At 62.5% G+C, this 14,383-nt stretch carries 14 protein-coding genes; 9 read left to right on the forward strand and 5 right to left on the reverse strand.

The window, feature by feature from the left end:
- Window positions 1-202 precede the first annotated feature (202 nt).
- Both GGR36_RS02515 and aat read right to left on the reverse strand, forming a co-directional pair.
- Window positions 203-949 (reverse strand): arginyltransferase, encoded by a 747-nt coding sequence (locus GGR36_RS02515; RefSeq protein WP_183631533.1) that lies wholly within the window; start codon window positions 947-949, stop codon window positions 203-205.
- A complete protein-coding gene (aat, locus tag GGR36_RS02520) occupies window positions 946-1,668 on the reverse strand; it encodes a leucyl/phenylalanyl-tRNA--protein transferase (protein WP_183631535.1) in 723 nt (240 codons plus the stop codon). The genes GGR36_RS02515 and aat overlap by 4 nt, the downstream gene beginning before the upstream one ends.
- A 264-nt stretch (window positions 1,669-1,932) precedes the next feature.
- On the opposite strand from aat, the gene GGR36_RS02525 reads away from it, so the two are divergent.
- Window positions 1,933-3,708: a M61 family metallopeptidase gene (locus tag GGR36_RS02525; RefSeq protein ID WP_183634871.1), complete on the forward strand. Its 1,776-nt coding sequence runs from the start codon at window positions 1,933-1,935 to the stop codon at window positions 3,706-3,708.
- Window positions 3,709-3,749: 41 nt separating this feature from the next.
- On the opposite strand, the gene GGR36_RS02530 is transcribed toward GGR36_RS02525, so the two are convergent.
- Both GGR36_RS02530 and GGR36_RS02535 read right to left on the reverse strand, forming a co-directional pair.
- Window positions 3,750-4,268, reverse strand: a complete 519-nt coding sequence (locus GGR36_RS02530; RefSeq protein ID WP_183631537.1) for a DUF2946 family protein — start codon at window positions 4,266-4,268, stop codon at window positions 3,750-3,752.
- An 11-nt stretch (window positions 4,269-4,279) separates the two neighbouring features.
- Window positions 4,280-5,098: an outer membrane protein assembly factor BamD gene (locus GGR36_RS02535; protein ID WP_183631539.1), complete on the reverse strand. Its 819-nt coding sequence runs from the start codon at window positions 5,096-5,098 to the stop codon at window positions 4,280-4,282.
- A 79-nt stretch (window positions 5,099-5,177) separates the two neighbouring features.
- Between GGR36_RS02535 and GGR36_RS02540 the strand changes: the two genes are divergently transcribed.
- Window positions 5,178-6,074 (forward strand): RluA family pseudouridine synthase, encoded by an 897-nt coding sequence (locus tag GGR36_RS02540; protein ID WP_420847485.1) that lies wholly within the window; start codon window positions 5,178-5,180, stop codon window positions 6,072-6,074.
- A complete protein-coding gene (pgeF, locus tag GGR36_RS02545; RefSeq protein ID WP_183631543.1) occupies window positions 6,071-6,817 on the forward strand; it encodes a peptidoglycan editing factor PgeF in 747 nt (248 codons plus the stop codon). Before GGR36_RS02540 ends, pgeF begins: the two co-directional genes overlap by 4 nt.
- Here the strand turns inward: pgeF and GGR36_RS02550 are convergent.
- A complete protein-coding gene (locus GGR36_RS02550; RefSeq protein ID WP_183631545.1) occupies window positions 6,783-7,004 on the reverse strand; it encodes a hypothetical protein in 222 nt (73 codons plus the stop codon). The genes pgeF and GGR36_RS02550 overlap by 35 nt on opposite strands.
- 167 nt (window positions 7,005-7,171) lie before the next feature.
- On the opposite strand from GGR36_RS02550, the gene GGR36_RS02555 reads away from it, so the two are divergent.
- The 6 genes from GGR36_RS02555 to GGR36_RS02580 all read left to right on the forward strand — a co-directional run bounded on the left by GGR36_RS02555 (window position 7,172) and on the right by GGR36_RS02580 (window position 14,302).
- The gene (locus tag GGR36_RS02555; RefSeq protein ID WP_183631547.1) at window positions 7,172-8,911 is read left to right on the forward strand and encodes a PHA/PHB synthase family protein; all 1,740 of its coding nucleotides are present in this window, start codon (window positions 7,172-7,174) and stop codon (window positions 8,909-8,911) included.
- A gap of 198 nt (window positions 8,912-9,109) precedes the next feature.
- Window positions 9,110-9,850, forward strand: coding sequence for an acetoacetyl-CoA reductase (gene phbB / locus GGR36_RS02560; protein WP_183631549.1), 741 nt, complete (start codon window positions 9,110-9,112; stop codon window positions 9,848-9,850).
- Window positions 9,851-9,941: 91 nt separating this feature from the next.
- Window positions 9,942-10,682: a beta-ketoacyl-ACP reductase gene (phbB, locus tag GGR36_RS02565; protein ID WP_183631551.1), complete on the forward strand. Its 741-nt coding sequence runs from the start codon at window positions 9,942-9,944 to the stop codon at window positions 10,680-10,682.
- Window positions 10,683-10,802: 120 nt separating this feature from the next.
- Window positions 10,803-11,390 carry a polyhydroxyalkanoate synthesis repressor PhaR gene (gene phaR / locus GGR36_RS02570; protein WP_183631553.1) on the forward strand — a complete coding sequence of 196 codons (588 nt, stop codon included), beginning with the start codon at window positions 10,803-10,805 and terminating at the stop codon, window positions 11,388-11,390.
- Window positions 11,391-11,510: 120 nt separating this feature from the next.
- Window positions 11,511-12,854, forward strand: coding sequence for a 30S ribosomal protein S12 methylthiotransferase RimO (rimO, locus tag GGR36_RS02575; RefSeq protein WP_183631555.1), 1,344 nt, complete (start codon window positions 11,511-11,513; stop codon window positions 12,852-12,854).
- Window positions 12,855-12,898: 44 nt separating this feature from the next.
- Window positions 12,899-14,302 carry an FAD-binding oxidoreductase gene (locus GGR36_RS02580; protein ID WP_183631557.1) on the forward strand — a complete coding sequence of 468 codons (1,404 nt, stop codon included), beginning with the start codon at window positions 12,899-12,901 and terminating at the stop codon, window positions 14,300-14,302.
- Window positions 14,303-14,383: the final 81 nt, after the last annotated feature.

A 14,383-nucleotide genomic window follows, 5' to 3' on the forward strand; every position in this document is an offset into this window, starting at 1 on the left:
AGGCGTGCTTGGCTTCCGGTCTAACCGGCGCAGCACGGCGTTACGGGCTTTGGATCCCGGCGGGCTATGGCATTGATAAGCAAGGGGTGGCGAGGCTTGTTTCGGCTTCAATGAATTGGCCGCGTGGCGTCATCCAGGCAGGCCTTTGCTCGTGGCTGCACCGACGTCTCAAGACGCGCCGCTCATTTACCAAGGGCAGGTATCAGCCGAGCGTTTCGAAATCGCGCGCCGTCAGTTCGCGCCAAAGGCCGTCGACGCGGCCTTCGAGCGGCCTGAAGCGGGCCTTGTAGTTCATCTTGCGGCTCTCGCGAATCCAGTACCCCAGATAGAGATAGGGCAGGCCGGCGCGCCGGCAGGCGTCGATCTGCCACAGGATCGCGTAAGTGCCGAGGCTCGCCGGTTCGAGGTCGGGATCGTAAAAGGTATAGACGCTGGAAAGCCCGTCGGTGAGGCAGTCGACGATGCTGGCCATGCGCAGCACACCGTTTTCGCGGAACTCGATCAAGCGGGTGTCGATGTGGCTTTGCAGCAGGAAGTGCGAGTACTGCTCGCGACTGTCCTGATCCATGCCACCGCCCGCGTGGCGACTTGCCTGGTAGCGCTGGTACAGCGCGTAGTGTTCTTCGTTGAAGACGAGCGGATGTTCGGCGGCAACCAGCGCCGTGTTACGCGCGATCGCCCTGCGCTGGCTGCGCGAAGGCTCGAATCGTTCAACGGGAACCCGCACCGGCACGCAGGCGCGGCAGGTGTCGCAATGCGGCCGGTAGGTGAAGACACCGCTGCGGCGGAAACCGTTCCTGAGCAGGTCGCTGTAGAGCGGCGTGTCGATCATGTGGCCGGGGGTCGCCACCTGCGATCGCGCGATGCGATCGGGCAGGTAGGAGCAGGCATACGGCGCGGTCGCGTAGAACTGCAGGAAGGCGTAGGGCAGATCCTTCAGTAGCGTCATCTCTCTGCGTTCCCCCAGTCGATGTCCTGCATCTGTGTCGCGCCCCATTTTGCAGCTGTCGCGTCCGGCCCGGCATGCATTGCGAGCAGTCGCGAAAAGGCGCTTCGTGCGATTTCGCGGCCACCCATCGAGGCCAAGTGTGCAGTATTCATCTGGCAATCTATCACCCGGAAATCCCGCCGTTCAAGATCGCGCGCCAGATGGGCGAGCGCGAGCTTCGAAGCGTCGGTTTTTCGCGCGAACATCGACTCGCCGAAGAACACCTTTCCGATCGCCATGCCGTACAAGCCCCCGGCAAGTTCTCCATCCACCCAGGTTTCGACGCTGTGCGCCCAGCCGAGTTCATGCATCTGGCAGTAGGCGGCATGCATCGCTTCGGTGATCCAGGTGCCGCCACCCGGCTCGCGGGGCGCGGCGCAGGCCTCGATCACATCGGCAAACACGGTGTCGCAGCGGATCTCGTAATCGCCGCGACGCAACGCCTTGCGCAGTGATCGCGTGACACGGATTTCCCCCGGCAGTAGCACCATGCGCGGATCGGGGCTCCACCACAGGATCGGGTCGCCCGGCGCAAACCACGGAAAGATGCCTTGCCGGTACGCGGTGAGGAGCCACTCAGGCGTCAGGGCGCCGCCCGCTGCAAGCAAACCGTTCGGCTCGGGCAGCGCGTGTTCGAGGGGCGGGAAACCCGGCGGGTGGGGCGGGAGCCAATGGAGCATTGGTGCGGTCTGGGTGGGTTGGCCATCGTTATGCGTATCGGGCGGAGTATAGGCACAAGCGCCACAGGTCCCGTGCGTGTTGCAAGGTCGCCAATTCGCATGTGACTGCCGCGTCCCCGAAGGATTCTTGGCGGGCCAAACGGGCATGATGAAAAATTGCCGTGCTGCGCGCCTCTGCTGCGCTGCCAATCCCGACCACCGGCCGCTTTCGGCAGGCCCGGCCCATAACAAGACATAGCACCCCAGAGGATTCAATTGTCCGCGTTGCAGCCCGTTCGCTACACGATTACGCCGGCCGACCCGGCTGCCCACCTCTTCGAAGTCACGCTGGAAATCGACACGCCCGCCAGCGGTCAGCGTTTCCTGTTGCCTGCCTGGATTCCTGGCAGTTACATGGTGCGCGAGTTCGCGCGCAACATCGTCTGGCTGAAGGGCGAATGTGACGGTGTCGCGGTCAAGGTCGACAAGGCCGACAAGCACACTTGGGTGCTCGGTCGCGTCGCCGCCGGTGCAAAGGTGTTGCGTCTGACCTACGCGGTGTACGCGTGGGACCTTTCGGTGCGATGCGCCCACCTCGACGCCACGCATGGCTTCTTCAACGGCACGCAGGTCTTCTTGCGTGTCGAGGGCCGTGAGCAAGCGCCGCATCGGGTGCGCATCGATGCCCCGGTCGGGGTTCGCGGCTGGTCCGTCGCGACCTCGCTGCCCGAAGCGGCTGGTCGCGGCGGCGCGAAGCGCAAGGGCTTCGGCTGGTACGAGGCGCCCGATTACGATGCGCTGATCGATCATCCGGTCGAGATGGGGGCGCTAAGCTGGGTCAGTTTCGAGGTGCGCGGTGTGTCGCACGACTTTGCGATCAACGGTCGGCACGATTGTGATCTGGCACGACTCGCCGCCGATGTCGCGCGCGCCTGCGAAGCCCAGTGTGCGTTGTTTGGCGACGCGCCGCCGCCGTTCGAACGTTATGTCTTCATGCTTACCGTCGTGGGCGATGGATATGGCGGACTCGAACATCGCGATTCGACCGCGCTGCTGGCGTCGCGCAACGATCTGCCCTTTCCGGGGATGAAGGACGCCACCGAGGCCTATCGCGGCTTCCTTGGTCTGTGCAGTCATGAGTATTTCCACGCCTGGAACGTCAAGCGCATCAAGCCTGCGGCGTTTGCGCCCTACGACCTGCAGCAGGAAAACTACACCCGGCTGCTGTGGCTGTTCGAGGGTTTCACCTCCTACTACGACGACCTGGCGTTGGTGAGGGCCGGCCTCGTTTCGCACGACGAATACCTGGCGCTTGTCGCTAAGACCGCCGGCGCTGTTGCGCGTGGGGCCGGGCGCGCGGTGCAGTCGGTGGCCGAGTCGTCGTTCGACGCATGGATCAAGTACTACCGGCAGGACGAGAACGCGCCGAATGCGATCGTCAGCTACTACGCCAAGGGCTCGCTGGTGGCGCTGGCACTGGATCTGACGCTACGTGCGAAGAGCGCCGGCAGAAAGTCGCTCGACGATGTGATGCGTTTGCTGTGGGCGCGCCACGGGGCGGGCGATGGCGTGGCGGAAGACGCGATGCCGGGGATCATCCGTGAAGCCACCGGAATCGATGTCACCCGCTTGCTGCGTTCTGCAACCGAGGGCGTGGAAGACCTGCCTTTGGAGAAATTGCTCAAACCTTTCGGCGTGCGTGCGCTGTGGCAGGCGGAGGGAGAGGTTCCGTATGTTGGCGCCAAACTTGCCACTGAAGGCGAGTCGGTCAAGTTCGCTCAGGTCTTTAGCGGTGGGCCGGCACACGCTGCGTGCATCTCTGCCGGCGACCTGCTGATCGCGGTTGATGGTTTGCGGGTGAAGGCCGGTGGGCTGGAGGCGAGACTGACGCGTCACAAGGCCGGCGACCAACTGCGTCTGCATCTGTTCCGTCGTGACGAGTTGTACGAGACCAGCCTGACGCTGGCTGCGCCACTGACGACGACGCTCAAGTTGTCGATCGAGGCTAAGGCGGCAAAGGGGGCGGCGAAGCTTCGCCAGGGGTGGCTTGGCGGAAATTGATGCACAGCGTGTGAGGCTGCCGGCCCGGCAGAAGCGGATTGCTACTCGCAGGGCGACGGGTCGAAACCGAATCGTTTTGGAACGTCGCCCGATTCAATCGGCGCCAGCTTGAGTCGGTGCACACCCAACGTCAGCCAGCCATGCCGCAGGTCGTCGTCGAGTTCAAGTGCGTCGGACAGCGCCACGAGATCCTGGCTGGCGAGAAGGCCGATACCGGCATCGGATTCGATCAGGACGGCACCGGATTCGTCGACCCAGCCGGTTTGCGGTGTTACCGGGCGCCCGGTGTGGGTCAGCAGGCGCGAGGCATCGGAGAGGTCGCGCCCGAATACCCAGGGCGTGTAGTCGAGCCGAACAAAAACCCGCTGCGGCCCGTTCTGGAAGAACCATCGTCCGGCTTCGTCACACTGGTAATTGCGGCCGATGAACTCGGCAAAGCCGCGATGCGTGACGACTGTGTCCTGCAAGCGCCAGCGCCCCTGGCGGTCCAGCGACAGCCAGCCGAAACAGGCAGGGACGTTCGGCCAGCGGGCGAGCGAGCGGAGGACCGCGTCGTCCACCCTTCAGCCTGTTACCAGATCTTCCACCACGGCCGGGCGGCGGGCGACGCATCGGCAATGTAGCGGCTCTTCGGAAAGTTGAGCGCCAGCACGCGCCGGCTATCGGCTGCGAGATCCTTCATGCCGAGCTGGTCGTAGCTGTTGATCATGATCGCCAGCGCTTCTTCGACCGCGGGCGAATTCGGATAGTTCTTGATCGTGGCTTGCGCGCGGTTCGCCGCCGCCAGTTGCGCGTTACGCTTCTGGTAGTAGCGCGCGACGTGGATCTCGTGCTGCGCCAGGGCGTTGACCAGATAGCCCATGCGCACACGGCCGTCTTCCGCGTACTTGCTGTCGGGGAAGCGGGTCACCAGTTCCTTGAAGGCGTCGAAGGAGCTGAGCGCAGCCTTCGGGTCGCGTTCGGTCAGATCCTGTTGACCGACCAGCCCCATGAATCCCTGGTCTTCATTGAAGGTGATCAGGCCCTTCAGGTAGTACGCGTAATCGACGTTGGGGTGGTTCGGGTGCAGCTTGATGAAGCGCTCGATCGCAGCAAGCGCCTGTGCCGGATCCTGTGCCTTGTACCAGGCGTAGGCAATTTCCAGCTGCGCCTGCTGTGCATAGCGGCCGTAAGGGTATTTTGCTTCCAACTGCTCGAAGAGCTTGACCGCGCGATCGTACGAACTGGATTCGAGCAGCTCTTTCGCCTCTGCGTAGATCTCTTCGGCCGGGCGCTGGTCGATCTTGCCGCCCTTGTCCGACTCGAACCACGACGTCAGCGTGGAGCAGCCAGCCAGCGAAACCAGAACCAGCAAGCTTGCGGCTACACTACGCGCTCGCAAAAACGGCATCAAAGCACCTGTGACTAAGCAAAGCGCGGATTATAGCGGAAGCGCTGAACCGGACCTGGACGAAGGGGTCGTACGAAGCCTGACCGTGCCCTTTGAAGAGGCCGGGAGCCGCCTTGACGTGGTGCTGGCGCATCTGATTCCAGAGCACTCGCGCGTGCGCTTGCAAGGCTGGATCAAGGAGGGGCGTCTGACGATAGATGGCGTCTTGGTCGATGACCCCAAGCGCAAGGTGCGCGGCATGGAGCGCCTCGAGCTGGCAGAAGCGCTGCCACTGGAGGTGGTGGCTTCGGCGCCGGAAGACATCCCGCTGAACATCATCCATGAAGACGCCGACATTCTTGTCATCGACAAGCCTGCCGGACTGGTCGTGCATCCGGGTAGCGGCAACTGGAGCGGCACCTTGCTCAATGCGCTGCTGCACCATGCCGAAGACGCCCGCCTGCTGCCCCGCGCGGGGATCGTGCACCGACTCGACAAGGACACCAGCGGCTTGATGGTTGTGGCGCGCAATGAAATCGCGCAGACCGATCTGGTGCGGCAGTTGCAGGCTCGAACCGTCAAGCGCCAGTACTACGCACTGGTGCGCGGCAGCGTCGCCGGCGACACCATTGTGGATGCGCCAATTGGCCGCCATCCCACGCAGCGCACCCGCATGGCGGTGGTGAGCGGGGCGCGCGAAGCACGCACGCACGTGAAAGTCTGCGAACGTTTCGAACGCTGCACCCTGGTCGAATGCGCGCTCGAAACCGGGCGTACGCATCAGATCCGGGTGCATATGGCCCACCTCGGTCACCCTTTGGTTGGTGACACGCTCTACGGCGGCGGCCGGGGCGAACCGGTATTTCACCGTCAGGCGCTGCATGCGTGGCGGCTCGGTCTGATTCATCCAGCGACGCGCGAGGCAATGGCATGGGAGACCGCCTTGCCGCCTGACTTTGCCAGCCTGCTTGAAACGCTCGGCCGGGGGCGCGCATGACTGAGTGGCTTATCCCGGAATGGCCTGCCCCGCGCAACGTACGGGCGCTGTTCTCGACCCGCAAGGGTGGCGTCAGTTTGCCGCCCTACGCTGGTCTCAACTTGGGGACGCATGTCGGCGACGACCCGGTTGCTGTCGCTGCGAACCGCCAGCGCGTGCGTGCCCATGTGCCGGCAGAGCCTTGCTGGCTCGAGCAGGTGCATGGCACGCAGGTGGTGGACGCTGATGCGCCGCTGAGCCGAATCGCTGACGCCGCGACGACGCGCGAAGCGAACGCGGTCTGCGTGGTGATGGTCGCTGATTGTTTGCCTGTGTTGTTCTGCAACCGCGCGGGTAGCGTGGTCGGGGCCGCTCATGCGGGCTGGAGGGGCCTGCATGCGGGTGTATTGGAGGCAACCATTGCGCGGATGGACGTCGCGCCTGAGGATCTGCTGGTATGGCTTGGCCCGGCGATCGGGCCGAAGCACTTCGAGGTCGGGCCTGAAGTGCGCGCGGCATTCGTCGAATCCAGTCCGGAAGATGCGGACTGTTTTGCCGCGGGTGAGGGCGACCGCTGGATGGCCGATCTGTTCGGGCTCGCGAAGGCACGCCTGGCACGCGCGGGCGTGGGTGCGGGAGCGGTGTTCGGAGGAAAACGCTGTACGGTCAGTGATCGTGAATCGTTCTACTCCTACCGGCGCGATGGGCGCAGCGGCAGGATGGGCGCCTTTATCTGGATGGAGGGGAATCTTCCGGCGGCGTGACTGGCTGGTCTTCCAGTGCTTCTTTTTCTGCGCGCCTTCGCCGGCGCGCGCGGCTACCGCCGAGCCAAAGGATCAGGGCCAGCGGGAAAATGAAACCGGAAAACGTCATGATGCCGCCGACGATCGATTCGGCTCCGACAGCGGCCATCAAGGCGACATAGATCCAGGCGATTGCGATGATGTACATGGTTTGGCTGGGGCATTGACCAGGCGCAAGCGTCACGGGTTTGTGCTTGACCTGGTGTTTTGTGCGGTGCAAAAATCAAGCGAAACCGGCGCCAGTTCTAGCTGCTTGGGCTGTAATGCAGTCCGGTGCAGCAGGACAGCGCCGAGCTTTTTGATGCGGAGAACACAATGACGGCTTCCAATGAACAACCTGGCGTTGATCCTTCTGTCTGGCTCAAGGCTGGTCAGGGAATGATGCAGGGGATGTTCGAATTTGTCTCCCGGCAACAGGAGATGCTCAAGCAGGCCGGGATCCAGATTGCTCCGCTTGAAGCTGCGACGGCGGATTCCGAGCCGCTGGTCAAGCTGCAACAGGAAATCGCAGAGCAGCACGCCCGACTGTGGTCGGGCCTGGTCAACCGCAAACCGGGTGAGGCCTACACGCCGGTCATACCCGCCGAGGCGGATCGACGCTTCGCTGCGCCGGCCTGGGCAGAGAGCCCGGTGTTCGATTATTTGCGGCAGGCCTACCTTATCAACGCGTCGTTCCTGACACGCGCGGCGGACGTGCTTCCGGTTGCCGACAAGCAGGCCAAGGGGCGTCTGCAATTCCTGATGCGCCAGTACGTCGAAGCGATGAGCCCGGCCAATTACGCTGCCACGAACCCGGAGTTCGTCAAGCAGGCGGTCGAAAGCAAAGGCGAGAGCATTACCCGCGGCATCCTCAACATCATCGCGGACCTCGAGAAGGGGCGCATCGCGATGACTGACGAGAGCGCTTTCGAGGTCGGCCGTAATCTTGCGGTGACCCCGGGGGCGGTGGTGTTCGAGAACGAACTGATCCAACTGATCCAGTATGCGCCGCAGACCGAGAAGGTCTGCAAGGTGCCGCTGCTGATCGTGCCGCCTTGCATCAACAAGTACTACATCCTCGATCTGCAGCCCGAGAATTCCTTCGTGCAGTACGCGGTGTCGCAGGGCATCACCACTTACCTTGTTTCATGGCGTAATCCGAAGCAGGAACAGGGCCGCTTGGGGTGGGACGACTACATCGAACACGGTGTGCTCGAAGCGATCGAAACCGTGCAGGAAATCAGCAAATGCCCGAAGCCGAACATTCTCGGCTTTTGCGTTGGCGGCACCCTGACCAGCAGTGCGCTGGCAGTGGCCGCAGCGAAGGCCGAACTTCCTGTCGAAAGCCTGACGCTGCTGACTACTTTGCTTGATTTCGAAGAGCCCGGCGACCTGGCGTGTTTCGTTGATGAAGGCAGCGTTGCGACGCGCGAGAACACGATTGGCAAGGGTGGCTTGCTGGCGGGGCGGGAGCTTTCCAGCGTCTTCTCTGCGCTGCGCCCGAACGACCTGATCTGGAATTACGTCGTCGACAAGTACCTGAAGGGGAATGCGCCTCCGGCATTCGACCTGCTGTACTGGAACTCCGACAGCACCAATCTGCCAGGGCCTTTCGCCGCCTGGTATCTGCGCAACATGTACCTTGAAAACAACCTTCGGGTGCCGGGGCGCCTGCAGATGTGCGGCGTTCCGGTCGATCTGGGGCGCGTTGATTGCCCGACCTATATCTTCGCGACCCGCGAAGACCACATCGTGCCGTGGCACTCGTCCTATCTCGGCCGCAAGCTGCTCGGCGGCGAGACGACATTCGTGCTCGGCGCGAGCGGCCACATCGCCGGTGTGATCAACCCGGCAGCGAAGAATCGACGCAGTTATTGGGTCGGCGAGAATTCGACCGCGGTTGCTGATGAATGGCTGGCAAGCGCAGAGGAGCGGCGCGGTAGTTGGTGGCCGCACTGGATGGAATGGCTCAAGGCACGCAGTGGATCATTGGTCGCTGCGCCGAAACGGCCGGGTGCCGGACGGTTCAAGGTCATCGAGCCCGCACCGGGACGCTATGTGAAAGAACCCGCCTGAGGCGGGCAAGGAAGGAGTAGCCGGTCGCGCATCGCGGGACGCGTCCGGATTCGAATATGCCCGCCAAAGGCCGTCACCCGTTCCACGTGTCGGTTGCATCGTCAGGTGCCGGCGCAATCGCGTCACGCCGGCACTGCAATGGATGCGACATGGCTCATGGAGCGAGGGTCGCCTCAACAACGAGAGGAGAAGAAGCAAATGGTTCGAGTTGCTCTGGTAACCGGCGGCATGGGGGGGTTGGGTGAGGCGATCTGCATCAAGATGGCGGCGCTCGGCTACCACGTCGTGACGACTTATTCGCCCAGCAACACCAAGGCGCACGATTGGCTGCAGACAATGAACAACATGGGATATGGCTTCAAGGCCTATCCGTGCGACGTCACTGATTTCGACTCGGCAAAGGCTTGCATTGAAGCGGTGACCAAGGACATCGGTCCGGTCGACGTGCTGGTGAACAACGCGGGCATCACGCGCGACATGACCTTCAAGAAGATGACGAAGGCCGATTGGGATGCCGTGATCCATACCAACCTCGACAGCGTGTTCAACATGACCAAGCAGGTCATGGACGGCATGGTCGAACGCAAGTGGGGTCGCATCATCAATGTCTCGTCGGTCAACGGCCAGAAGGGTGCATTTGGCCAGACCAACTATTCGGCCGCGAAGGCCGGCATGCATGGTTTCACCAAGGCTCTTGCGCTCGAGGTGGCCAAGAATGGTGTCACCGTGAACACGATCAGCCCGGGCTACATCGGCACGAAGATGGTGACTGCGATCCCGCAGGAGATCCTCGACTCCAAGATCCTGCCGCAGATTCCGGTCAGCCGGCTGGGCAAGCCGGAAGAGATTGCCGGTCTGGTGGCGTATCTGGCGTCTGACGAAGCGGCGTTCCTGACCGGCGCGAACATATCGATCAATGGCGGCCAGCACATGTTCTGACCGCGCCGCGAGAGCGGTATCCGGTGCTGCGTCGGGCCTCGGCGCAACACCGGATTGAACAGGTTTTATAACCGAGGCAAAGGAAACAATCATGTCGAAGAAAGTCGCCCTGGTCACCGGGGGTATGGGCGGATTGGGCACCGCAATCTGCAAGTCGCTGCACAAGAACGGGTACAAGGTTGTTGCCAACTACTTGCCGGGTCTGCCGATCAAGGACGAATGGGTGGCAGCGACGCGCGCTGAAGGCTTCGATTTCGAGATCGCCGAGGCTGACGTCACCGACTACGAGCAGTGCGCTGCGATGGTGAAGAAGATCGAGGCGGAGATCGGCCCGATCGATGTGCTCGTCAACAACGCGGGCATCACCCGTGACGCCACGTTCCGCAAGATGGACAAGGGGCAGTGGGATGCAGTCATGTCGACCAACCTCGACAGCATCTTCAACGTGACCCATCAGGTTCTGACCGGCATGGCAGAGCGTGGCTGGGGCCGGGTGATCAACATCTCGTCGGTGAATGGGGTCAAGGGCCAGTTCGGCCAGGCCAACTATTCGGCGGCCAAGGCTGGCATCCTCGGCTTCACCAAGGCGATTGCCCAGGAAGTTGCCAAGAAGGGTGTGACCGTCAATGCCGTGGCGCCGGGTTACATCGGCACCGACATGGTCATGGCGATCAAACAGGAAGTACGTGACCAGATCGTGGCGACCGTTCCCGCCGGCCGACTTGGCAAGCCGGAAGAAATCGGCGATTTGTGCGCCTATCTGGCGTCGGAATCGGCTGGCTACATCACTGGCGCCACCATCAACATCAACGGTGGTCTGCACATGGCGTGATGCGCCGCACACGGCCGCAAGAGGGCTCCGCGAAAGGCGGAGCCCTTTTTGTTTGTGCAGTGCTATACACTACGCCGCACAACAACGAAGACCCGTCCGACAACGAGGGAGGAGACCGTCATGGCACAACTCAGGCTCATCAAGAAGTACCCGAACCGACGGCTGTACGACACGCGCACGAGTTCTTACATCACGCTGGCCGATGTGAAGGAACTGGTAGTCAATCAGGAAGAGTTTCAGGTCGTAGACGCCAAGACCAACGAAGATCTGACCCGCGCCATCCTGCTGCAGATCATTCTCGAAGAAGAGTCCGGTGGCGCCCCGATGTTCACTGTGGATCTGCTGTCGCAGATGATCCGTTTCTACGGCAACGCGATGCAGGGGATGATGGGCAAGTACCTTGAGAACAACATCCACGCGTTCACCGACCTGCAGTCGAAACTGCAGGAGCACGCCAAGTCGATCTACGGTGAAAACAACCCGATGAGCCGTGACTTGTGGACCCAGTTCCTCAACTTCCAGGGGCCGGCGTTGCACAGCATGATGGGCGCCTACATCGACCAGAGCAAAAAGATGTTCAGCCAGATGCAGGAACAGGTCGAAAGCCAGACCCGCAACCTCTTCTCGGGCTTCCAGTTTCCTAACCCCGGCCAAACGGCTGGAACGGTTGCGACGGACGATCAGGACAAGGTGACGCCGAAGCGCTAAACTGCGCGCCTTTCGCGAGTCGCCCGACGGCCTCTCGGTGCGTGGAACGAAAGTTCTCGCTCGGGAGGCCGTAGTCATTCCTGGGCGCAGATCGCACAGCAATCAAGCAAGGCATCGACCATGAATAACCCATCCCGCACTCCCACCGTCGGTTTTGTCAGCCTCGGCTGTCCGAAGGCCACGGTCGACTCCGAGAACATCCTCACGCGTCTGCGCGCCGAGGGCTACGACATCTCTGGCTCGTACGATGGCGCCGATCTGGTGATCGTGAATACCTGCGGCTTCATCGATGCCGCAGTGGAAGAATCGCTGGATGCGATCGGTGAGGCTTTGCACGAGAACGGGCGGGTGATCGTCACCGGTTGCCTCGGTGCCAAGAAAGATGCGGCCGGGCAGGGCATCGTAGAGCAGGTGCATCCGAAGGTGCTTGCCGTCACTGGCCCGCATGCCACCGAAGAGGTGATGAGCGTCGTGCACGAGCATCTACCCAAGCCGCACGATCCCTTCATCGACCTGGTGCCGCCGCAGGGGATTCGTCTGACGCCCCAGCACTATGCCTACCTGAAGATTTCCGAAGGCTGCAATCACCGCTGCAGCTTCTGCATCATTCCGTCGATGCGCGGCGATCTCGTGTCACGACCGATCGGCGAAGTGATGAAGGAAGCCGAAGCGCTGGTGGATGCCGGCGTAAAGGAAATCCTCGTCGTCTCGCAGGACACCAGTGCCTATGGCGTCGACGTCAAGTACCGCACCGGCTTCTGGGGCGGTCGCCCGGTCAAGACCAAGATGTACGACCTGTGCAAGGCGCTCGGCGAACTGGGCGTCTGGGTGCGGCTGCATTACGTCTATCCATATCCGCACGTCGACGACATCATCCCGCTGATGGCAGAGGGCAAGATCCTGCCCTACCTCGACATCCCCTTTCAGCATGCAAGCACCCGGGTGCTCAAGCGGATGAAGCGCCCGGCTGCGGCCGAGAACACACTGGAGCGTATCCGCCGCTGGCGCGAGATCTGCCCCGATCTGACGATTCGCAGCACCTTCATCGCCGGTTTCCCGGGTGAAACCGAGGAAGACTTCAACGAACTGCTGGATTGGCTTTCCGAGGCGCAACTCGATCGCGTCGGCTGTTTTTCATATTCGCCGGTTGAAGGCGCGACCGCCAATGAACTCGACGGTCAGTTGCCCGACGAAGTCCGCGAGGAGCGGCGCGATCGCCTGATGGAGCATCAGGAGGACATCTCCACGCAGCGACTCGAGCGCATGCTAGACCGTGAGATCACGGTGCTGGTCGATGAAGTCGACGACGAGGGTGCCGTGGCCCGTTCGATGGGCGACGCGCCGGAAATCGACGGGCTGGTGATCATTCCTGACGGCACCGATCTGGAAGTCGGGGAGTACGCGCGCGTACGCGTTACCGATGTCGACGTGCACGATCTGTACGCACAGATCATCGAGGATTGAACCCCAACCCAAGCGGCTCATGAGGACGTCTTGCCGGGAGTTGCATGGATCTAGTCGCTGAACTTGTCGCCTTGCTTGGCGGCCCGCACGTGATCACCGCGGACGCAGATCAGGCGCCTTATCTGCAGGACTGGCGCGGCCGCTACACCGGGCGGGTGCAGGCGGTGGTCCGCCCGGCCACGACTGAAGAAGTTGCAGCGGTCGTGCGACTGTGTCGGACGCATGGTGCGCCGATGGTGCCGCAGGGCGGAAACACTAGCCTGTGCGGGGGGGCGACGCCGGACGATAGCGGCAAGGCCGTGCTGATCTCGCTGCAGCGTCTGAACCACATTCGTGCGCTGGATACCGATAACGACACCTTGACCGTCGAAGCCGGCTGCACGCTTGCCGAGGTGCAGGCGGCCGCAGCTGAAGCTGACCGACTGTTCCCATTGTCGCTGGCGTCGGAAGGGACCTGCCGCATCGGCGGCAACCTGTCGACCAATGCGGGCGGAGTCCACGTCCTGAGATACGGCAACGCGCGGGATCTGGTGCTCGGACTCGAGGTGGTGCTGCCAGACGGGCAGGTCTGGAACGGCCTGCGCGCGTTGCGCAAGGACAACACCGGCTACGACCTCAAGCACCTGTTCCTGGGGGCAGAAGGGACCCTCGGCTTGATCACCGCGGCGGTGCTGAAACTTTCGCCACGGCCGCGCAGTGTCTGCACGGCATGGGTCGCGGTGACAGACCCGGCTGCGGCGGTGGCGTTGTTGCGCCGTTTCCGCACCGAGTGCGGCGAGCGGCTCTCGGCCTTCGAGCTGATGAGTCAGATGACCCTGGCGCTGGTGCTGCGCCACATCCCCGGGGCGCAGAATCCGTTGGCAGAAATCCCGTCGTGGTCGGTGCTGGTAGAACTTTCTGACACCCGGGTGGATGCGGCGCTTGATCGGATCCTCGAGTCGGTGCTTGCGCCCGCCATGGAGTCGGGCGCTGTGCTGGACGCGGCGATCGCCAGCAGCGAGGCTCAGCGTCTGGCGCTCTGGGGCCTGCGCGAAAACGCTTCGGAAGCGCAACGCCACGAGGGCGTCAGCGTCAAGCACGACGTTTCGGTGCCTGTAAGCCGCATCCCGGAGTTCCTGCGTCGGGCCGACGCTGCGTTGACTGCCGCGTTTCCGGGCATCCGCATTGTTGCGTTTGGCCATGTCGGCGACGGCAATCTTCATTACAACTGCTCGAAACCAGCGGCGGATGAAAATGCTGAACTGCTGGCCGAGTGGGGTGGTTTGAACCGGATCGTGCATGATCTGGCACACGAACTGGGCGGCTCGATTTCCGCCGAACATGGGCTCGGTCAGCTCAAGCGGGGCGAGATTCGTCGCTACAAGTCCGCGCTTGAAATGGATCTGATGGAACGGATCAAACGGGCCTTCGATCCGGATGGTCTGATGAATCCGGGAAAAGTGCTGTGATCCTCCCGGACGCGGGATGGGCCGCATTTTGTGCGTTTCAATCGCAAGTCAGGGTTGACGTCCCCTGTTTCATAGTCTATG

It is taken from the genome of Niveibacterium umoris, assembly GCF_014197015.1.
GTDB classification, from domain to species: Bacteria; Pseudomonadota; Gammaproteobacteria; order Burkholderiales; family Rhodocyclaceae; genus Niveibacterium; species Niveibacterium umoris.